The sequence below is a fragment of the Streptomyces sp. B21-083 genome (assembly GCF_036898825.1).
GTDB lineage: Bacteria > Actinomycetota > Actinomycetes > Streptomycetales > Streptomycetaceae > Streptomyces.
Window position 1 is genome coordinate 104,198 of record NZ_JARUND010000003.1, and the last position, 20,969, is coordinate 125,166.

The window sequence follows — 20,969 nt, forward strand, 5'->3', positions numbered from 1 at the left end:
CTAGACCTACGGATCGAAAAGGACTCGATCGTGGCTTACGCCAACCCTAGCCCTGCCCTGCCGTCCCCGTCCCACCCCATGGCCAACACCGGCTATGGAAAACGCGCAACGGGTGACGAAGAACCGCACGCCGACCCGGACTTCGCGCATCTGTGCCCTCGCGACCGTGAGATCGCCCTCTTCGTCGACCATCTCGAAGACGGTCACGCCATGGGCTACAAGGTGATCGCCGCCGAGCACTCGCGCTACGGACAGCAGGCCGTACGTGTCTCGATGGGCCGCATCACCCTCGCCGGCCACCTGCGCTGGATCAAGGAGCACATCACCGCCGAGGACAACTCGATGCGGTGGGTGACGCGTACGTACTGGTCGCGTACCCGCAGGTCGGCCGAGTGGTGGGCGGAGTTCGTACGGGACCGCCGAGGCAGGGACGTGACCCGCCGCTATCAGTCGGGTCTGGCCCGCGTCGAGGAGCCCGAGGACTCCGAGGGGCCTGCCGAGTCCGAGGCGACCGAGGCGCGGGCCTCGGAAGCCCTGCGACCGGAGGCGGACGGCAAGTCGGGACACGAACCGGACGAACAGCCCGCGGAGCAGCCCAGCGTCGCCTACCAGGTACTCGCCGAACTCCGCACCGCCGACACACGCCTGCCCCTGTCCGACGGCGACTGCCGTGCCCTCGAACCTCTCGCCACGGAGTGGCTGTCCCGTGGTGCGAGTACCGACGACATCACCCGAGCCCTGACCGACGGCCTCCCGGCCGACGTCACCAACCCGGGCGGACTCGCCCGCAAGCGACTGGAGAACAAGATGCCGCCGAAGAAGTCGACGCAGGGACCGCAGGCCGCCCGCCGCGCGCGGGTGACCCGCGTGATCACTGCCTGCGGCCTGTGCGACGCGGACGAGCGCACCGCGAGGATCGTCAGCGGACTGTGCCCCGAATGTCTGGCGATGTGCGAACCGGACGGGCCGGGGTACACGCCCGTCCCTGAGACGTTCCTCCCCGGCCCGCGCGTCGGCGGCCTGCCGGGTGCCGACGAGGTCGTGGACGTCACCGACCGCGTCGCCGCACTGCGCCGCGCTGCGAGGCTGCGGTGAGTGTGCAGGACGTACCGGTCAGGGCACCATGGAGTCGAGGAGGCGACGCCATGACCCCAAGGACCACCGAGCACCGGCCGCAGATGTCCGTCGAGGACTTCGAGGAGCTTGAACGCCGGGCGCCCGAGACCGTCTGGTTGGAATTCATCAATGGGAAGGTCGTCGTCAAGCCCATGCCCGACGGCAATCACAGTGAGATCGTCGCCTGGCTGCAGCGGCTGTGTATGCAGCACTGCCCCGACATGTGGCTGCACGCGGAACGAGGTCTTCAGACGGAGCGCTATCGGAAGGGGCGGGCCCGAGCCGATGGCGTACTTGTCCCACGAGGCGCTCTCAAAGGCCACGGGGAGTGGTCGGAAACAGGGGCGGTCCTGATGGCTGTAGAGGTGACTTCCTGGGATGCCGACACCGCTCGGCGTGATCGTGTGGACAAGCCTGATGGCTACGCCGCCGCTGGTATCCCCGTGTACCTACTCATCGACCGAGACGATTGCTCGGTCACCGTCTTCACCCATCCCGAGGGTGGCCGCTACCGGCAACAAGTGAACAAGCCGTTCGGATCGACTGTCGAGATTCCGGCCCCCGTGAACCTCGCCCTCGACACCGAGCCCCTCAAGGAGTTCGTGGACTGACAACTCCCGCCGCCCTCCCTCCCCTTGCGCCCATCCCCGACGAGCGTTGCTACTGCGAGTCCACGATCCGGTACTCGCGTGCCGTCACCGACGGCTTGCCCGTCTTCGGGAGGGTGGCCAGGGCCATGCCCTGGTAGGTGTTCACCACGGTGTCGCGGTCGCGGCCGTTGAAGACCGACTCCACCTCGGTCGGGGTGATGTCGTAGTTCTCGCGGTACGACGCCTTCAGCACGTACTGCGAGGCGTGCGCGGTCGGCAGCGCCGCCAGGACGCCGCCGTCCTTGAGGCGCAGGGCGTAGACCGTGTCGAACTCGGTGGGTGTGGTGACGTACGCCGTGGTCGCGAACTTCGCGTTCTTGCCGCTGTCGCGCTTCGTGTGGGTCTCGATCGCGTCCTTCGCGGCCTCGGTGGTGTGCGAGATGCCCGCGCCGGCCTTAGTGCCGCCGGTCGCGTACAGGTCCTCGTACGCCGCCGAGATCTGGTTCGGGGTGAGCGAGCCGACGCGGGTGGTGGCGTCGACGGCGGTGGCGAGGCCCGAGTCGTCGGTGGCGATCGCCGGGAGCGGGACCTCCGAGTAGACGGCCGACATCATCTTCCAGTCGTCGTACTCCTTGCCGAAGACCAGCAGCGCCTCGCTCTTGGAGTCACTTGCCTTGGTCGTCACCGCGAACCAGTCCTTGCCCGCCGGGATCCAGTACTTCATGCCGGTGTAGTGGAAGGGCTTGCGGTATTCGGCCTGCTCCTTCTTCGACTTGGTCTCGAAGAGGCGGTAGTCGGCCTTGCTCTGCTCGTACAGCTGCCCGCCCTCGACGGTGCCCAACAGAGCTGAGTCCTGCTGGGCGTTGGCCTTGTTGTTGACCGACTCGTAGGTGCCGAGGATCTTCGCCGCCTGCGCCTCGGTGACAGCACCCTTCGCCGCGGGGCTCGCGGCGGCGCCGTCGGCACTGTCCTTCGAGCCGGCGCCGCATCCGGTGAGAGCCAGTGCGGCGGCCACCGCCGTCGTCGTCGTGCCGAGGGTGAACAGCTTCTGCCGGGAGGTCATACGGGGGCTTCTCCTCAGGGAGGGGCGGGAGTCGGGGCGGCCTGTGGGGCCGGGCTCACCGTACTGGGGTGAATGTGAGCGTCCTGGGCGGGATCGGCGGACCGATGGTGTAACCCGTCCGATCCGGAACGTGACGATTCGTCGCGCTACGTGAATTGGAATCGTCCTTCCCGCCCCCTGTACGTCCCTTGCACGGGCGCTAACCAGCGGAAAGAGAAGCTGGAGTCACTTCCACCGCAGGACCTGCGGAGGAGGTGAACACCCTTCACCCGTACAGGAGTTGCGATGACCCGCAAGACCCGCATACGCGCCGCCCTCGTCACCGCCACCGCCCTTGTCACCGCAGCCACGGTGACGGTCGGGGTCAGCGCGGCGGGTGCCGAGCAGCCGAAGAAGGCCAGCAAGAAGCAGATCGCCGCTCTCTTCGACGGCTGGAACAAGACCCTCCAGACCGGCGACTCGAAGAAGGTCACCGCGCGGTACGCGAAGGACGCGGTGCTGCTGCCGACCGTCTCCAACAAGATCCGTACCAACCCCGCCGAGATCGCCGACTACTTCGACCACTTCCTGGAGAACAAGCCGGTCGGCAAGAAGATCAAGTCGTACATCAACGTCGTGGACGACAACTCGGCGATCGACGCAGGCTCGTACTACTTCATCCTCACGGACCCGAAGACCGGCGAGAAGCGGCGGGTCGACGCCCGCTACACGTACGAGTACGAGAAGCGTGGCGGCCAGTGGCTGATCGTCAACCACCACTCGTCGATGATGCCCGAGGGCTGATCGACCGGAGGGACCGGAACGATCCCGGTCAGCCGGCGCTCTTCTGAGCCGCCGCCCGCAGGCTGATCACCACGCTCAACCCGCCCCCGGGCGCGTCCGCCAGGGCCACCGTCCCGCCGTCGTCCGTCACCAGCTGTTTGACGACGGCGAGGCCGAGGCCCGAGCCGGAGCGCCCGGTGAGGCCCTGGCCGCGCCAGAAGCGGTCGAAGGCACGGGACTTCTCGGCGTCCGACATACCGGGACCGCCGTCCGAGACCGTCAACTCCAGCCAGTCGCCCCGAGGTTCGGCCCGTACGGTGATCGCCCCGCCGTCCGGTGAGACCTCCAGGGCGTTCGAAAGAACGTTGTCCAGCACCTGGTCCAGATGACCGGGACTGGCCAGCACAAGCAGCCGGCCGTCGGCACTCCCCCAGAGCGCGATGGTGACTCCTCGCTCGTCGGCGGCCGGCCTCCACACCGACAGACGCTCGTCCACGATGTCCCCCAGGGACAGCGGTTCCGCCGCCGTGACCTTCGCCTCGGCCCGGGCCAGCACCAGCAGCCCGTTGACCAGCCGGCTCATCCGGACCACCTCGGCGGTCGCCTGCTCCACGTCCTCCCGGACGAACTCGTCGTCGGTGCCGTCCGCGATGTTGTCCAGCGACAGCCGCAACGCCGTGAGGGGGGTACGGAGTTGGTGGGAGGCGTCCGCCACGAAGATGCGCTGCGAGGCGACCAGCGTGTCCAGGCGTTCCGCACCCTGGTTCAGGGTGCGGGCCAGCGTCTGGGTCTCCGGCGGGCCCGTCACCGGCGAGCGCGCGGTGAGGTCGCCGTCGCTGAACTTGCTGGCCATACCGTTGAGTTCACGGAGGGGAGCGGTGATGCGGCGGGCGGCGTACGCGCCGATCGCGGCGGCGGCGGCCAGGACGAGCACGGCGAGTCCCGCCCGGAAACCCCAGATGCTCCACAGCCGCTTGGTCATGTCGGACGTCGAGTACACGATCCGCACGGCCGACTCGCCCTGCGCCGGCACGGTGATCGTCAGGTGCTTGCCCCAGATGAAGTCGGAACCCCAGTCGGTGGTGGGCTCGTTCCGCTCCACGGCCCGGGTGAGCGCGGCGTCGGCGGCCGGCTTCGGCAGGTCCGGAGCGCAGTCGCGGATGGGGGTGACCTGGACCATGCCGGGCGTCGACTCGCCGTACGCCTCGGCCACCTCGGTCAGGGCCTCGCACGAGATGTGGTCCCCGTTGCCCAGCAGCAACGCCATGGTGTTGGCCTCGCGCAGGACGGACTGCCTGGTGTCGCCCCGCAGTTGCGCGGTGAGAGTGAACGCCACCGGCACCGTGAACAGCAGGATGGCGACCGCGACGAGCAGGATGTAGCTGCGGATGAGCTGGCGGTTCATGAGACGCCCGAGCTCTCGTCGCCGCCCTTGCCGTTCCCGCCGTTCCCGCCGTTCCCGCCGTGCTCGGCGTCCTTGGCGATCTCCAGCCGGAAGCCGACGCCCCGGACCGCCTCGATCGCGATCGCGCCCTTGAGCTTCCGCCGCAGCGCCGCCACATGCACATCGAGCGTCTTCGTCGGCCCGAACCAGTTCGCGTCCCAGACGGCCTCCATGATCTGCTCGCGCGACATCAGCGCGCCCGGCTCCTCCGTGAGGAAGGCCAGCAGGTCGTACTCCTTGGGCGCGAGGGCGACCTCGTCGCCGTCCAGGCGGACCCGGGCGGCCTTGCGGTCGACCGTCAGGCGGGTGCCGTACCGGTCGGGGCCGGCGTCGGCATGGGCGCGCGGCTGTACGCGCCTCATCACCGCCCTTATGCGTGCGATGACCTCTCGTACGCCGAAGGGCTTGGAGACGTAGTCGTCCGCGCCGAGCTCCAGGCCGACCACCCGGTCCGTCTCGTCGCTGCGCGCGCTGATGACGATGATCGGGACGTCACCGCGTTCGCGCAGCGCCCTGCAGACGTCCAGGCCGTCGGTGTCGGGCAGGCCGAGGTCGAGCAGGACGACGTCGTACGGCTCGGAGTGGCTGAGTGCCGCGCCGCCCGTGGGGACCCACGCCACCTCGAAGCCGTAGCGCAGCAGGCCGCGACGGAGCGACTGGGCCACGGGTTCATCGTCTTCCACCAGGAGTACGCGCACAGCCGCACTCTAATCCTTGAAACTTAATTCACACTTGTTTCACGGTCGACGTCACAGGTCACACGTGTCTGACGCGCGTCTCGCGAGTATTCCGTGGGCGGATGGGCAGGAGCTCCGCTGGAGCGGCCGAAGATCGCTGTGTGAGCGGGACATCTCACCATGCGATATCCCGTAAGGGGAATTCGGCCGCTCGTTAGACTGAGCCGACCGCAGACGGACTGAGCTAGGAGCGCACGTGGGCCTTGTCGTGCAGAAGTACGGAGGCTCATCCGTAGCCGATGCCGAGGGCATCAAGCGCGTCGCCAAGCGAATCGTGGAAGCGAAGAAGAACGGCCACCAGGTGGTCGTCGTCGTTTCCGCGATGGGCGACACGACGGACGAGCTGATCGATCTCGCCGAACAGGTGTCTCCGATGCCTGCCGGGCGTGAGTTCGACATGCTGCTGACCGCCGGAGAGCGGATCTCCATGGCACTGCTGGCCATGGCGATCAAGAACCTGGGTCACGAGGCCCAGTCGTTCACCGGCAGCCAGGCAGGCGTCATCACCGACTCGGTCCACAACAAAGCCCGGATCATCGATGTCACGCCGGGGCGTATCCGGACCGCGCTGGACGAGGGCAACATCGCCATCGTCGCGGGGTTCCAGGGCGTCAGCCAGGACAAGAAGGACATCACCACGCTGGGGCGCGGCGGGTCGGACACCACCGCCGTCGCGCTGGCCGCCGCCCTCGACGCCGAGGTGTGCGAGATCTACACCGACGTCGACGGTGTGTTCACCGCCGACCCGCGCGTGGTGAAGAAGGCCCGGAAGATCGACTGGATCTCCTCCGAGGACATGCTGGAGCTGGCCGCGTCCGGCTCCAAGGTGCTGCTCCACCGGTGTGTGGAGTACGCCCGCCGTTACGACATCCCGATCCATGTGCGCTCGTCCTTCTCCGGACTGCCGGGCACCTGGGTCAGCAACGAGAAGCCCGAGTGGCAAGGGGACCAGCAGGTGGAGCACGCCATCATCTCCGGAGTCGCCCACGACGTCTCCGAAGCCAAGATCACGGTCGTCGGCGTCCCGGACAAGCCGGGCGAGGCCGCGGTGATCTTCCGGGCCATCGCGGACGCGGAGATCAACATCGACATGATCGTGCAGAACGTGTCGGCCGCGTCGACCGGTCTCACGGACATCTCCTTCACCCTCCCCAAGTCCGAGGGCCGCAAGGCCATCGACGCCCTGGAGAAGGCGAAGGGCGGGATCGGCTTCGACTCGCTGCGCTACGACGACCAGATCGGCAAGATCTCGCTGGTCGGCGCGGGGATGAAGACCAACCCGGGCGTCACCGCGTCCTTCTTCCAGGCGCTGTCCGACGCGGGCGTGAACATCGAGCTCATCTCGACCTCCGAGATCCGCATCTCGGTCGTCACCCGCCAGGACGACGTCCCCGAGGCCGTCCGCGCCGTCCACTCGGCCTTCGGCCTCGACTCCGACAGCGACGAAGCCGTCGTCTACGGAGGCACCGGCCGCTGATGCCTCCACCCGGATCGACCGGTTTGCCCGGGTGGGCCTGCGTGACCGGTCCGGCCGGTCCTGGGTCGGCCGCGTCCCGGTCGGCCGAGTCCGCGTCGATCGCCGTGCCCGGGGCGGTCGCGGTTCGATCGACGGGTGTGCCCGAGTGGGCCGGCGTGACCGGTTCGGCGGGGCCTCGGTCGGCTGCGCCCCGGTCGGTGGGGGTCGGGTCGGTCGCGTCCGGGGCGACAGCCGGACCCCGGGTGTCCGCGTCCGGGGCGACAGCCGGACCCCGGGTGTCCGCGTCCGGGGCGATCGCCGTGCCCCGGTCCGCCGGGCGGCCCGCGCTCGCGGTTGTGGGAGCGACCGGCACCGTCGGTGCCGTCATGCTCCGGATCCTGTCCCAGCACGCGGACATCTGGGGCGAGATCCGTCTCGTCGCCTCACCGCGATCGGCCGGCCGCAAGCTGACCGTGCGTGGCGAGGAGGTCGAGGTCGTGGCGCTGTCGGAGGAGGCCTTCGACGGCGTCGACGTCGCGATGTTCTCCGTGCCCGAGGACATCGCCGAGCGGTGGGCGCCGATCGCCGCCGCCAAGGGCGTCGTCGTCATCGACAACTCGAACGCCTTCCGGATGCACCCGGACGTCCCCCTCGTCGTCCCCGAGGTCAACCCGCACGCGGTACGGCAGCGCCCGCGCGGGATCATCGCCAGCCCGCACTGCACGACCCTGTCGATGATCGTCGCCCTGGGCGCGCTGCACGCCGAGTACGGCCTGCGCGAGCTGGTGGTCTCCACGTACCAGGCGGTGAGCGGGGCGGGACGGGCCGGCGTCGACACCCTGCGCCGGCAACTGTCCCTGGTCGCCGGTACGGAACTGGGGACCAGCCCCGGAGACGTACGGCGGGCCGTGGGCGACGGGACGGGCCCGTTCCCCGAGCCGGTCGCGCTGAACGTCGTACCGTGGGCCGGTTCCGCCCAAGCGGACGGCTGGTCGTCGGACGAGATGCAGCTGCGGGACGAGTCCCGCAAGATCCTCGGCCTGGCGAAGCTCCCCGTGGCCGTGACCTGCGTACGCGTGCCGGTCGTCACCGCGCACGCGCTGACCGTCCACGCCCGCTTCCAGGGCGAGGTCACCGTCGCCGGAGCCCGGGAGATCATCGCCACCGCGCCCGGGGTCGTGCTGTTCGACAACCCGGACGCGGGGGAGTTCCCGACCCCGGTGGACGTGGTCGGCACCGACCCGACCTGGGTCGGCAGGGTCCGGCGGTCGCTGGACGACCCGACCGCGCTGGAACTTTTCGTGTGCGGCGACAATCTGCGCAAGGGCGCCGCGCTCAACACGACACAGATCGCCGAGCTGGTGGCGGCCGAGCGGGCCTGACCGCGCCCGGCCCCGCCTGACCTGCGGGTAACGCTCTGTGCCGGTCCGTAGCGATCTGTTGATCTTGTCGGAAACCACTCTGATTGCGGCAGAAAACGTTTGTAGGATCCAGGTGAGAACGGCGCGAACAGAAGTTTTGCTCCCCGCTGCCCGCAACCGCGCGGGTGGCGGGGAGCGTCTTTGCGGTCGCCCTTCCGGGGCGTGGGACGTCGTGACCATGCGGGGGACGCGCGGTGACCATGGATTTAGGGGAAGAGCGGGACGCATGAGGGTGGCTGTGTCGGATGACGCAAAAGTGATGCCGGATGCGTACAACCCTGACGGGGGGATGCGTGTCCAACATGCGTGGCAGAGGTACTGGACTTCAGAGCGGCGACGCGCGGCACAGCCCTGCGTCCGCCCCGCCGACCCCGCGTGCCGGGTACGCACGGCGGCATGCCGGTGATCGCGCCGATGCCCGCAGCGCGGCCGGCCCGCATACCCAACCAGCGTGACGGCGTTGACGAGAGCGTGGCGGCGGGGACGACGGTCGATCACCTGACCGAGACGTACCGCGCCCACTACCGCTCCCTCCTCGGCCTCGCCGCGCTCCTCCTCGACGACACCGCGTCCTGCGAGGACGTCGTCCAGGAGGCCTTCATCCGGGTCCACTCCGCGCGCAAGCGCGTCCGTGACCCGGAGAAGACGCTCGCCTATCTGCGCCAGACGGTGGTGAACCTCTCCCGCTCCGCGCTGCGCCGCCGCATCCTCGGCCTGAAGCTTCTCTCCAAGCCGATGCCGGACATGGCGAGCGCGGAGGAGGGGGCGTACGACCTGCTGGAGCGCGACTCCCTCATCAAGGCGATGAAGGGCCTGCAGCGCCGCCAGCGCGAGGTCCTCGTCCTGCGCTACTTCTCGGACATGACCGAGGCGCAGGTCGCCGAGACGCTGGGCATATCGCTCGGCTCGGTGAAGGCGTACGGCTCACGGGGCATCGCCGCGCTGCGCATCGCCATGGAGGAACCGGCATGAGCGGCGATCAAGGCCAGGACCGGAAAGACCAGGGCCAGGACCGGGAGCGGGAGCGGGAGCGGGACCAGGCGCAGGAACCGGTGCAGGAACCGGTGCAGGGGCAGGAGAAGGACCGGGCACGGGGGGCCGAGGCGCAGGGGCCGGAAGCGCGAGGGTCGGAGGCTTCGGAACCCGGGATCTCGGAACCCGGGGTCTCGGGGCCGGGGGTCTCGGGACACGAGGTCTCGGAGCCGGGGGTCTCGGGACACGAGGTCTCGGAGCCGGGGGTCTCGGGACACGAGGTCTCGGAGCCGGGGGTCTCGGCACACGACGTCTTGGAACCCCGGGTCTCCGGACACGACGTCTCGGCATCCGAGGTCTCGGGACACGGGGTCTCGGAACCCCGGGTCTCGCGACACGAGGCGCCGGGACGCGAGGGCTCCGAAGGTGAGGGCTCGGAACACGGCGATTCGGGCTCGGCGGTAGCCGGGCGTGAAGGGCACGGGGGTGTCGGCTGGGGGAGCGACGGTTTCCGGCCCGTGGAGTTCCGGGCCGGTAGGGTTTCCGGCAAGGGGGCCCGATCCAACGGGAGTTGGCCGGCCGGAGTCACCGGACCAGGCCGCCACGACCAAGAGCACAAGCAATCGCACGCTGGGAACGGAACTGTGAATCACGGCCCCGACGACGAGGCCCTGGACGGGCTCGGCTCGGAAGAGCTGGCACTGCGCACGATGCTGCACCAGGCGGTGGGCGGAATTCAGCCGACCGACGCGGTGCTGGACCATCTTCGGCAAGCGGTGCCCGCCCGACGGGCCCGCAAGCGGCACGCCGCCATCGGTCTGGCCGCCGCCGCGCTGTTCATCGGCACGGCCGTCCCGGCCCTCCTGCACGTCTCGAACGTCACCGGCGCCGCGTCCGACCCCTCCGTCATCGCGGGCCACGGCTCGGCGACCGACGGGGACAAGGGCACGAGCAAGGGCCCCGACGGCGGCGAGAGCACGTCCGGGGGCAACTCGGGCACGGTCAAGGACAAGCCGTCGAGCACTCCCTCGGGCGGCGCCGGTGACCCGGACAAGGGCAGCGGCAGCGGCAGCACGACCGGCGGCGCCGATCCGACGTCCAGTGCCGTGACGTCGACCATCTGCGACGCGACCCAGCTGGGCTCGGCCACCGGTTCGGTCGGCGATCCGGACGCCAGCGGTGTGGTCTACGGCACGTTCCGGGTCGTCAACGTCTCCAGCGCCAGCTGTACGGTCGGCGGCGCAGGCACGGTGTCCCCGCTGGCGCAGGGCGCGGCGGACTCGTCGAAGGTGGGCACCGCCGACCACACGGCGGGGGACGCGGCGAGCGGCCTGCCCGACCCGGGCCTCTCGGTCAGCGGACTGGTGCTGGCACCCGGCGCGGCGTACACGGTGCAGTTCGCCTGGGTGCCCTCGGAGACATGCCCCACGACCGGCACCGGCTCCGACGGCGGCACCACGGGCGGCTCCACGGAGTCCCCGGCGCCCACCCCGAGCGAGAGCACCGACTCGTCCGCGACCACCTCCACCGGCGGCGACACGGGCACCTCGGCCCAGCTGCTGACGGAGGACGGCACAGTCGCCGACGGCAGCGTGGCGGTGTCCTACACGGCGGAGGCCGGCTCGCCCACGGTGACGGCGACGGTGTCGAACGCGTGCGCGGGCACGGTGTACAAGACCGGGGTCATGGCGGCGACGTCGTAGCGGTCCCGTACGGGTCGGCCACGCGTCACAGCCAGTCCAGTCCAGCCCGGGTCAGGCGCTGGCGCCTTCCCGCGTCGGTTCCGCGGAGGGCGTCTCGGCGGGCGTTTCGTCGGGCGGCGTGATCCCCAGCTCCGCGTCCCGGGCGAACTCCGCCTCGCGGCGCACCAGCCGGAACCACATGAAGACGACGAAGCCCGCGAAGACGAACCACTCGCCGGTGTAGCCGAGGTTCTGGAACGCCTTCAGGTCGAGCCCGGTGTTCGCGGGCGCGGTCGCGGGTACGGCCTTCATCCCCGAGTCGCCCTTGTCGAGGGTGACCCAGGCGTCGTACACGTCGTACGGCACGAGGTTCACCAGCGAGGCGGCGCTGATCGCGCCGGTCTGCCCGGCCGGGAGACCGCCCACCGCGCTCACACCGTTGGACCCCGGCGACTCGGACGCCTGCAGCGCACCGATGACGGTGACCTCGCCGGTCGGCGGGGCGGGAGCCTTCGCGGGGTCGGCGGTACCGGGCAGCCAGCCCCGTACGACGGGCAGCGCGCTGCCCCCGTCGGTGCGCAGCAGGGTCAGTACGTAGTAGCCGTCCCGGTCGTCGAGCTGTCGGCCCGGGACGAGCAGTTGTTCGGCGTATCGCCCGGTGACGGTGACGCGGTCCCCGGAGGTCTTCTCGTCGACGGGCAGCAGCTCGGCCAGCGGCCGGGCGGCCTCCCCCTTCTCGGCGGAGACCTCCTTGGTGGCGGTCCTGTGGTCCTGCACCCGGTCCTCGAACCGGCTCAGCTGCCACGACCCCATGAACACGCAGAAGGGGATGGCGAGCAGCACGAAGACGTTGATCCCCCACCAACGGGGCGTCAGCAGAAACCGGTACACGCCTTCCAAGGTACGGGGCGGGGGTGGGCGCCGGGCTCGCGGGGTCGGAGTTGTCCACAGCGTCCACAGCCCGAGTTGTCCACAGGCTGGGGACCTCGGCGGCGGATTGTCGTGCCGGGCGGGCAGTATGGGGCCATGGCTGAGAGCAACGGGTCCACGCCGACCACGCATACGTCCGACACGACCGTCCCGGACTGGGAGAAGCGGTTCCGGGCGCCGAGGGTGTCGCTGCCCGACTGGGCGGAGGACGCGCCCGACCGGTCCCTGTTCGTGTCCAACGCGACGGGCACGTACGAGCTGTATGCCTGGGACCGCGCCACGGGCGAGCAGCGCCAGGTGACGAACCGGCCGAACGGCACGACGGACGGCGTGCTGTCGCCCGACGGCGAGTGGATCTGGTGGTTCGACGACAAGGACGGCGACGAGTTCGGCGTGTGGCGCCGGCAGCCGTTCGGGGGCGGCGCGGACGACGCCGAGGACGAGCTGGCGACGCCCGGCCTGGACGCCTCGTACCCGGCGGGGCTCGCGCTGGCCCGGGACGGTCGTACGGCGGTGGTGGGGCGCTCGACGGACGAGGACGGTACGACGATCCATCTGGCGGTGGCCGGCGCGTCCCCGACCGTGATCTACCGGCACCGTGAGTCGGCGGGCGTCGGTGACCTCTCGCACGACGGTTCGCTGATCGCGATCGAGCACACGGAACACGGCGACGCGATGCACTCGGCGCTGCGCGTCCTGCGCCCGGACGGTACGACGGTCGCCGAACTCGACGACACCAAGGACGGCGCGGAGGAACTGGGCCTGGAGGTGCTGGGCTTCGCGCCGGTGGAGGGCGACACACGGCTGCTCGTCGGGCATCAGCGGCGCGGGCGTTGGGAGCCCCTCGTATGGGACGTGGTGAGCGGGGAGGAGACGGACCTCGGCCTCGAACTGCCGGGTGATGTGAGCGCGGAGTGGTATCCGGACGGCTCGGGCCTCCTGATCGCCCACGGCTTCGAGGCGCGCAGCGAGCTGTTCCGCTACGACCTGGGCTCGCGCGAACTGGTGAAGGTGCCCACGCCCGCCGGCACGGTCTCGGGGGCGACGGCCCGGCCCGACGGCAGCGTGGAGTACCTGTGGTCGTCGTCGGCGCAGCCGTCGTCGGTGCGCTCGACGACCGGAGCGGTGGTCCTGGATCCGCCCGGGCTGAAGTCGCCGGGTTCGGTGCCCGTGGAGGACGTGTGGGTGGAGGGGCCGGGGGGCCGTATCCACGCCCTGGTGCAGAAGCCGGCGGGGGCGGACGGCCCGTTCCCGACGGTCTTCGACATCCACGGCGGTCCCACCTGGCACGACAGCGACTCGTTCGCGGCGGGCCCGGCGGCCTGGGTCGACCACGGGTACGCGGTGGTGCGGGTCAACTACCGGGGCTCCACCGGGTACGGGCGTGAGTGGACCGACGCCCTCAAGCACCGGGTCGGTCTGATCGAGCTGGAGGACATCGCGGCGGTACGGGAATGGGCGGTGAGCTCGGGCCTCGCGGACCCGGACCGGCTGATCCTCTCCGGCGGTTCCTGGGGCGGCTACCTCACGCTGCTCGGCCTCGGTGTCCAGCCCGAAGCGTGGGCACTGGGCCTCGCGGCGGTGCCGGTCGCGGACTACGTCACGGCCTACCACGACGAGATGGAAGCCCTGAAGGCGATGGACCGCACGCTGCTGGGCGGCACCCCTGAGGAGGTCCCGGAACGCTTCGAGGCGTCCTCACCCCTGACATACGTCGACGCGGTGACCGCGCCGGTGTACATCTCGGCCGGCGTGAACGACCCGCGCTGCCCGATCCGCCAGATCGACAACTACGTCAAGCGCCTGGAGTCCCGGGGCGCGGTCCACGAGGTGTACCGCTACGAGGCAGGACACGGCTCCCTGGTGGTGGACGAGCGGATCAAGCAGGTCCGGCTTGAACTGGAGTTCGTGGAGCGGCATTTGGGGGCGTGAGTCGACGGGGTTCTGGGAGCCGACTATGGCGACGGTGCCGTGATCGTCGCTGTACTTGCGCTCTGCTTACACCGAGCGCCCTTCGCCTCGTGGTCGGCGAGCTGAAGGGCCCCGGCCCCGGCCCCGCCCCAGCCCGGGTTCGGCGAACATGCTGTGGTTGACCAGGAATTTCAGCAGGGTGTGCAAGCCTTCGGTGTGCTGCGGCTCAGTGGCGGTAGAGAGCCAGGATCTCGCGGTAGTAGGGCGGCAGGGGCTCAAGCGGTGGGGTGCCGCCAATGGATTGGGTCATGGCCACCATCAGCGCCATATTTAGCCCGACAATTACCGAAATTGGTGCGTCGGTCTGGCGTCTGGAGCTTCCACTTCGGAGAGAAGGAGGCCAGCAGACTTTATACCCTCAAGTTACCCTCAGGACCTTGGGTATCTGCTTGTCGCGTGCATGCCCTGCGCATAGTGTCAGTGTGCTTGATCGCCACGGGGGCGGTCCACCGGAAAGGTGTCACATGGGCATCGGTTCGCGGCGTGCTTCGACCGGCGCTGCCATTGCCGCACTGCTTCTTTGCTTTGGGGCTGCAGGAACTGCTGCCGCAGAGGAAGAGGCGGCGGATGGCGCGGCCGTTTCTGTCGACCAGGCGACGGAGATCAATGACAAACCGGGCTGGGAAGACGGGACTGACAAGCCGATTAACGATAGGGATACGCGTATATGTGACGGCCCGCGGACGTGGTACGAGTTCTCATCCAATAAGGCATATTTCGTTCCTTCGTGGTGGAACGGGACCAAGTTCAAGGATGGGCCGGGCGGCACCATGACGGTTGCCGTGACCAAGACCGGCACTATATCCCTCGAAGTCTCGGGTAGTGGCGAATGGTCGGCCGGAGCCCTCCTTGCGAAGGCCAAGACCACGATTTCCGTCAAGGTTGCTGGCAGCGTGTCTGTCTCTACAGGTCATACCTATACCCGCCCGATCAAAAGCAACAAGTATGGGCACATGCAGTACGGTTCCTGGGATATAAGACGAGCTGGAAGAGGTACCGATCCATCCGTGATGGCTGCGGCGCTCCTCAAGAGATCGGTCGCGGTACTGTGACGCTACCCACAGATGAAACCGGCTGGCACTTTTGGGAAACCAACTCATGACATCTTCGTACCTGCGTGCGGTCCGGCTCGCCGGAAGCGCCGTAGTGGTGGCTTTCCTGCTCACATCGTGCACAGAATCCGACAGTGTCGGGGGCGAAGCTGAGAGTTCTTCACAGTTGCCTCCATCGCGCTCGACTCCAACGGCAACTGGGCCGTCGGAGAAAGAACTCACCAATCAGGCTCAGGCGGCCCTCGCCGCCGTTCACGGCGGGGCGCTTGTCGAGGCTGGTGTGGAACGTGTGACCGACGGTATTCACACCGAACCCGGGCTGAGCAAGGGCAAGATTTATCGGCTCAACTTGATTTGCGCTGGCAGTGGTAGCGCAGAATTGGAGTTCGTGCCCACAAACGCTGGTACAGCGGCCTCGGTGCCATGTGATAAGTCAGTGGTCCAGCAGCGGATCACTGTGGACAAGCTGGTTCGCATCAACGTTAACGGCGCCAAGGGGGCGACCGGTGTGATCGCTTGGCAGATCGACGCCCTGTAATCCGGGCATGGGGCGTCCCAGTAGCGATACTGGGACGCTCGTACGAGGGCCTGGCAACGGGCATGGCTGGCGCCGGAGTTGAGGCGAGGCCCGCTGGTGCACGGCTGGGATGACGAGTTCCAGGGCTGGACGCTCAAGCGGGTGAAGCTGAGGGCATGTGTTCTAGGCTCGCAAAGTGACTGAGACCGTTGTGTTGGACATCGGAGAGACGATCACCCGGGACGATCGCTATTGGGCTTCCTGGGCCGATTGGCTGGCCGTCCCCCGCCACACCCTCTCCGCGCTCGTCGGTGCTGTTGTGGCCCAGGGCCGCGACAACGCCGACGCCCTTCGTCTTGTTCGGCCGGACATCGACATCGACGCCGAATATCGGGCCCGCGAAGCTGCTGGCCGTGGTGAGCAGCTCGATGAGAGCGATCTCTACGGTGACGTACGGTCTGCTCTGTCCGGACTGCGGAAGCTCGGGGTGCGCGTCATCATCGCAGGCAACCAGACGGCTCGTGCAGGTGAGCTACTTCGCGGCCTGGGTCTCCCGTCGGACCTGATCGTGACGTCGGGGGAGTGGGGTGTCGCGAAGCCCCAGCCGGCATTCTTCGAGCGTGTTCTGGACGTAGCCCAGGCGGCACCGAACGAGACCGTGTACGTGGGCGACCATCCTGCCAACGACGTCTTCCCGGCGAAGGCGGCCGGGCTGCGCGTCGCTCACATCCGGCGTGGCCCGTGGGGACATCTATGGGCGAACGACCCGGATGTCGTCGCGATGGCGGACTGGCGGATCGACAGCCTCACCCAGCTCACGGAGATCGTCGGTGGCTGACAGCGGTCGGCCCCAACAGCCAGCCCAGTGGGGCTGTTCGCATCCTCGCTGTGTCTCGGCCCAGGTACGGTTCAGCGTGAGGCCCTGAACTGGAGCAACCATGGCTGCACCCACCGGCGGCGGGGTAGGAAGGCGGATCGCCTACTACCGCAGTGTTGTCCGTCCGAAGATGTCGCAGCAAGAACTGGCGGCTGCCGCGTGCGTGGCACTCGGCACCATCCGCAAGATCGAGCGTGGTGAGCGCGGTGTCAGCGGCACCACCCTCGAAGCCATCGCAGACGCTCTCGGTATCGATCCCACTCTCCTCCTCGCCGACCGGGACACCACTCGCACTCGCGTCCACGACGCCCTGCCCGCGTTGTCTGCGGCGATCGCGACGTACGACCTTCCCGACGACGGCCCGGTCCGTCCTGTCCCTGAGCTGCGGGCAGCTGTCGCCGAAGCCGCCCGCTGGAGACTGGCAGCGCAGTACACCCGCATCGCCCGCGAGCTGCCTGAACTCCTCGGCGAGCTTGCCCGCGGCTATCACTCGGCTTCCGCCGTAGAGCGAGCCGAACTGGCTGGACTCCTGGTCAGGGCCTATCGCTCCGCGGATGCCGTCGCGTACAAGTTCGGCGCCCGCGACCTGTCCGCGCGCCTGATCGATCTCATGCGGTGGGCCGGGCCCGAGGCGGGCGATCCGCTTCTGTCCGCGTCCGTCGCCTACGTGCGCACCGAGACCTTCTTCGCCGCACGTGCACACGCTGCGGGACTGCGTGCCTTGGAGCAGGCCCTGGACTCCGCACCAGCCGCTCGTACGACGCCGGAGATCGCAGCACGCGGCGCACTACACATGCGAGCGGCCGTCATTGCGGGCCGGGCACATGATCCCTCCGCCGCCGCCACTCACCTTGGCGAGGCTCGCTCACTTGCCGACCAAGTGCAGGAAGACGTGTACTGCGGCACTGCGTTCGGTCCCGAGTCCGTCCGTATCCACGAGGTGTCTGTCGCCGTCAGTCTTGGAACCGACCACGTTCACCGCGCCCTTGACGTCGCAGGGGAGTGGAAGCCGCCCCAAGACCTTCCGGCTGAACGTCGCTCCGGTTTCTACATCGAGCTTGCCCGGGCCCAGTTATGGTCCGGGCTCGCGGATGATGCTTTCGAGTCGCTGAAGGTCGCGCGGCATATCGCCCCGCAGCACACGCGTGAACACCGGTGGGTCCGTGAGGACGCTGGCACGCTTCGTCGTTTGAAGCGTTCCGACTCGGAGAGCGTCACCAGCTTCGCCGAATGGTGCGCTGCCACCTGAGCGCCCCCCAACTACCCCTCACTGGGGTACTTGTGCCTCTTGTCGGACCCCACCATCTGTCACATGCGTAGGAACCAACAGATGGGAATCGGGGATGCCCAACGCACTCCCGCTCGTGCCGACGGTCGTTGACGAGCGCGTGAGGCTCGTTCGACTGCACGGTGAGCTCTGCTTCCACTGCGGGGCCGTCAACAAGACCCTGCGCACGGCCGGACACGTAGTGGTCCGTGGCAGCACCCGCGTGTGGCAGATCGTCACGTGCGGGTGCCGAGCGGCATGACCTCGGCGTGACCTCCGTTGGGAGAGACGCCAGCAGGCCCCGGCGGTGCGCGAACACCCCGGGGCATGGCCGACTACGAAGGAGTCGACGTGAACCTTGTACCACGATTGCTCGAACGGGTGAGAACACTCCTGCTCGGGCCGGCTGCATCCAGCAGTCCCACTCCTGATGCGGACCGGGAAGACGGCTCAGGCATGATCGCGCGCGATCCGTCGCCGGAGATGTGGGGAGCCATCCTCATCCATGCCCGACGTCGCAGGGCTCAGCGCCAAGAGTTGGTGTCGGTGCCCGCTCGGGACATCGAGCCGGGCGCAGCCACTCCGGTGCGCGCTCACGCCTTTCCACCGAACGGACAGGCGCGAGCGCTGGCCTTGTCGGCGCAGGGGGCTCGGTGATGGTGACCGTGTACAAGCCGAATCTGGGCGACACCGTCGAGGACGCCGACACAGGCAGGATCGGCAAGGTCATGGGCTGTGAGGGGCCGTACGTACAGGTGCGGCCGGTCGGTGGTGGCCGGGAATGGGATGCGCGGCCGGAGAATCTCCGGCCCGTCACCGACGCCGACGCTCTGAGTTCGGCCGTCGCGGTGGCCAACGCTCGTTCACGGGGAGAGTGGTTGTGACGGCGAACACCTCCCTGCCCCTGGACGTCGAGACGATGCGCGCCAGCGCGTACCGACTGCTCGTGCCAGACGCCGCGGTGCCCTCCGTGGAGGAACTTCACACGCTGATGCTCATGCTGCGGGGGCACCTGGCGCTCATCATCCCCGAAGTGGGGCGGGCTGCCTCCGCACGGCGCGGTGACGACACCCTCATCCGCGCGGACGCCCGGATGGCCATCTCCGAGACGTGCAGGAAGCTGCGCATCAAGCCGAGCCCCGGCCTGAGTTCCCACCTCGCGTACGCGCGCCGTCTTTCCCGCTCCTTGAATGCCCTGTGCGACCACTACGAGAACCTGCGCGGCGCATAGCAGCTGGGCAATGAGCGCCAGATCCGCAGAAGACTTGACGCTGTCCGCCGAGTGCACGGCCGCGAAGTTTCTCGACTGCACCGACACGCACGGCAGGCGCTGTCAGACCGATGACGTACTTCTGTCGCAGAGCACGGGCGTCCTGCTCCGTGTCCGCTGCCGCTGTCACGCACGGATCGCGGGCACAGGACGGGCCCGGTAGATGCGGCGGGGGCGAAAACCTACACCGTTCCTAGAGACTGAGCGGGAGTGAGTCTTGTTGCCAAAACTCATGCTCGGCCGAACGCCCCGGACGGTGTTGGGCGTTCTGGTTGCCCGCGTTCGCTCCGCGTCCGGGCGGCACGGATCGTGTCCGTGGTCCGGGGATGCGGGGGCGGGGTTCCTCACGTCCAGGGACTCCTGGTCCGGCCTGGACGGTCCGATGCCCCACCGCATCTCTCCGGGGTGGTGGGGGCGGTGTCGTCCGTCGCCGGATCGGGTGTCCCTGGGCGCGCCTTCCGATCGCCACGGCAGCAGCATCATGGCGAGTTGTCTTACAGGTGGTTGTGGTGAGGGGCTTCTGCCAGTGCTGGGCACCCCACCGGCTGGTGTAGGCGGGGTCGACGGCGATGACCGCGATACCCGACTGGTCGGCCATCGAGGACAGCCGGGCACGGAGTTTGCCGGTGGGCATGCCGGAGATCAGCTGGCGGAAGCGTTTCCTGCGGCCGTGCTTCTCCCGGGTCTTCTCCGCCGTGAAGTCCAGGTCTTCCACCGCGATCGCCTTCACGCCGCACGTTCGGGCCCAGTGCAGGAGGCCGGTGAGGGCGTGGCGGACCTGGGCGTCGCGGTGTCCGGCGGTACCGGTCAGGTCGTAGGAGAAGCGGCGCGGGCTGCCGGTGGGGTTGCCGTGGGTGTCGAGGTGCCAGGCGGCGAGGTGGTCGGCGTTCATGTCGACGCCGATCACCCCGTGGGCGAGCGCGGCCTCCATCGGCACGGTCGAGGTGGGCGGGATCTGCCAGGACGCTGTCACGTACCAGCGGTCCCGGCCCGTGTCCAGGTGGATGCGGTAGGCGATCGCCCGGTTCGCCGCAACGCGGTCCGCCCACTCGCCGCCCCGGTGCGCGAACACGACCCGGCAGGCGAGGACGTACCGGCCGTGCGGGGCGTTCGCCAGATACCCCAGCGGTGCGGGGAGTTTGATGCTGACCTCGCCGTCGGGGCTGATACGGATGGTCTCGTTGCCGTAGCGCTTCCAGGACTCCCCGTCCGCCTGGCAGAACCAGCGCTCCGCCTCCCACCGCCCACGCCACGCGGACTCCGTCAGCCCGGCCGCCTCCAGGTGGTGGCGGGTGCGGGCCAGTTGCTTGCCGCCGCGCACGACATGCACGACACCGGCCTCGCGGTCGGCGCGTGCGGCGGCAAGCCGGTCTTCCAGGACCCGCAGCCGCCGGGACTTCGCGTGCCATTCCCGCTGGGACCGGTAACCCCCGGGCGCCTTCTTTGTCCCCTTCTGCCCGACCGGCAGGGACAGGCGGCGCTCGATGGCGCGGACGCCTGCTTCCAGGTTCTGGACATGCGCCGACTGGCAGCGCCGGGCCAGCGCCCACTGGTCATGGGTGGCTTTGGTGATACTGCCCGCCCACCGCGATGACGACAGTGGCGTCAACTCCCGCTTCCGCACCGCCCACGCCGCACCGGAAGGCGACAGGCCGTCCCGGCATCGTGTCTTGAGGTCCTTGGAAGCCAGCGACCCCAGATGCGCCCCCACCAGCCGCAGCACCTTCTCATCGCCCGGCGTCAGGAGTTTGAGGCGGGTCCGCACGGCCACACCGGACGGACCGGACGCGACGAACGACGCCGCGATACTCCTCAGCTCACCCACCCCGCCACCCCCGCCCG

General features: G+C 69.0%; 18 protein-coding genes and 1 pseudogene. 14 read left to right on the forward strand and 5 right to left on the reverse strand.

Annotation, left to right across the window (positions count from 1 at the left end; translation table 11 throughout):
- Positions 1-78 precede the first annotated feature (78 nt).
- The gene (locus QA861_RS46155) at positions 79-1,095 is read left to right on the forward strand and encodes a hypothetical protein (RefSeq protein ID WP_443041703.1); all 1,017 of its coding nucleotides are present in this window, start codon (positions 79-81) and stop codon (positions 1,093-1,095) included.
- Between the two features lie 50 nt (positions 1,096-1,145).
- Positions 1,146-1,727, forward strand: coding sequence for a Uma2 family endonuclease (locus QA861_RS46160; protein WP_334595162.1), 582 nt, complete (start codon positions 1,146-1,148; stop codon positions 1,725-1,727).
- Positions 1,728-1,776: 49 nt separating this feature from the next.
- On the opposite strand, the gene QA861_RS46165 is transcribed toward QA861_RS46160, so the two are convergent.
- Positions 1,777-2,769 carry a DUF8094 domain-containing protein gene (locus tag QA861_RS46165; RefSeq protein WP_334595163.1) on the reverse strand — a complete coding sequence of 331 codons (993 nt, stop codon included), beginning with the start codon at positions 2,767-2,769 and terminating at the stop codon, positions 1,777-1,779.
- 285 nt (positions 2,770-3,054) lie between these two features.
- Between QA861_RS46165 and QA861_RS46170 the strand changes: the two genes are divergently transcribed.
- The gene (locus QA861_RS46170) at positions 3,055-3,552 is read left to right on the forward strand and encodes an SgcJ/EcaC family oxidoreductase (RefSeq protein ID WP_334595165.1); all 498 of its coding nucleotides are present in this window, start codon (positions 3,055-3,057) and stop codon (positions 3,550-3,552) included.
- Positions 3,553-3,580: 28 nt separating this feature from the next.
- Here the strand turns inward: QA861_RS46170 and QA861_RS46175 are convergent, their stop codons facing one another.
- On the reverse strand, positions 3,581-4,936 hold the full coding sequence (locus tag QA861_RS46175) for a sensor histidine kinase (RefSeq protein WP_334595167.1): 1,356 nt from the start codon (positions 4,934-4,936) through the stop codon (positions 3,581-3,583).
- Complete coding sequence (locus QA861_RS46180) at positions 4,933-5,673, reverse strand: response regulator transcription factor (protein WP_334595168.1); 741 nt, start codon at positions 5,671-5,673, stop codon at positions 4,933-4,935. The genes QA861_RS46175 and QA861_RS46180 overlap by 4 nt, the downstream gene beginning before the upstream one ends.
- A 235-nt stretch (positions 5,674-5,908) precedes the next feature.
- On the opposite strand from QA861_RS46180, the gene QA861_RS46185 reads away from it, so the two are divergent.
- The 4 genes from QA861_RS46185 to QA861_RS46200 all read left to right on the forward strand — a co-directional run bounded on the left by QA861_RS46185 (position 5,909) and on the right by QA861_RS46200 (position 11,264).
- Entirely contained in the window at positions 5,909-7,189 is a 1,281-nt protein-coding gene (locus QA861_RS46185; protein WP_006373442.1) for an aspartate kinase, read from the forward strand.
- Positions 7,190-7,554: 365 nt separating this feature from the next.
- Positions 7,555-8,550: an aspartate-semialdehyde dehydrogenase gene (locus QA861_RS46190; RefSeq protein WP_334595185.1), complete on the forward strand. Its 996-nt coding sequence runs from the start codon at positions 7,555-7,557 to the stop codon at positions 8,548-8,550.
- A gap of 345 nt (positions 8,551-8,895) precedes the next feature.
- Complete coding sequence (locus QA861_RS46195) at positions 8,896-9,561, forward strand: SigE family RNA polymerase sigma factor (protein WP_334595170.1); 666 nt, start codon at positions 8,896-8,898, stop codon at positions 9,559-9,561.
- A gap of 644 nt (positions 9,562-10,205) precedes the next feature.
- Positions 10,206-11,264, forward strand: a complete 1,059-nt coding sequence (locus QA861_RS46200; RefSeq protein WP_334595171.1) for a hypothetical protein — start codon at positions 10,206-10,208, stop codon at positions 11,262-11,264.
- Between the two features lie 51 nt (positions 11,265-11,315).
- Here the strand turns inward: QA861_RS46200 and QA861_RS46205 are convergent, their stop codons facing one another.
- Positions 11,316-12,134 (reverse strand): SURF1 family protein, encoded by an 819-nt coding sequence (locus QA861_RS46205; RefSeq protein ID WP_334595173.1) that lies wholly within the window; start codon positions 12,132-12,134, stop codon positions 11,316-11,318.
- Between the two features lie 135 nt (positions 12,135-12,269).
- Here QA861_RS46205 and QA861_RS46210 point away from each other — a divergent pair, with 135 nt between their 5' ends.
- The 7 genes from QA861_RS46210 (at position 12,270) to QA861_RS46240 (ending at position 19,088) form a co-directional block, all read left to right on the forward strand.
- Positions 12,270-14,105: a S9 family peptidase gene (locus QA861_RS46210; protein WP_334595174.1), complete on the forward strand. Its 1,836-nt coding sequence runs from the start codon at positions 12,270-12,272 to the stop codon at positions 14,103-14,105.
- 503 nt (positions 14,106-14,608) lie between these two features.
- The gene (locus tag QA861_RS46215; protein WP_334594824.1) at positions 14,609-15,196 is read left to right on the forward strand and encodes a hypothetical protein; all 588 of its coding nucleotides are present in this window, start codon (positions 14,609-14,611) and stop codon (positions 15,194-15,196) included.
- Positions 15,197-15,242: 46 nt separating this feature from the next.
- Complete coding sequence (locus tag QA861_RS46220; RefSeq protein WP_334594823.1) at positions 15,243-15,734, forward strand: DUF6023 family protein; 492 nt, start codon at positions 15,243-15,245, stop codon at positions 15,732-15,734.
- 175 nt (positions 15,735-15,909) lie between these two features.
- Positions 15,910-16,551 carry an HAD family hydrolase gene (locus tag QA861_RS46225; RefSeq protein WP_334594822.1) on the forward strand — a complete coding sequence of 214 codons (642 nt, stop codon included), beginning with the start codon at positions 15,910-15,912 and terminating at the stop codon, positions 16,549-16,551.
- Between the two features lie 100 nt (positions 16,552-16,651).
- A complete protein-coding gene (locus QA861_RS46230) occupies positions 16,652-17,839 on the forward strand; it encodes a helix-turn-helix domain-containing protein (RefSeq protein WP_334594821.1) in 1,188 nt (395 codons plus the stop codon).
- Between the two features lie 674 nt (positions 17,840-18,513).
- Positions 18,514-18,741, forward strand: a complete 228-nt coding sequence (locus tag QA861_RS46235) for a hypothetical protein (protein WP_334594820.1) — start codon at positions 18,514-18,516, stop codon at positions 18,739-18,741.
- A complete protein-coding gene (locus QA861_RS46240; protein ID WP_334594819.1) occupies positions 18,738-19,088 on the forward strand; it encodes a DUF6415 family natural product biosynthesis protein in 351 nt (116 codons plus the stop codon). Before QA861_RS46235 ends, QA861_RS46240 begins: the two co-directional genes overlap by 4 nt.
- Before the next feature lie 232 nt (positions 19,089-19,320).
- Here QA861_RS46240 and QA861_RS46245 read toward each other — a convergent pair.
- A pseudogene (locus QA861_RS46245) lies at positions 19,321-20,952 on the reverse strand (nuclease/transposase family protein).
- Positions 20,953-20,969: the final 17 nt, after the last annotated feature.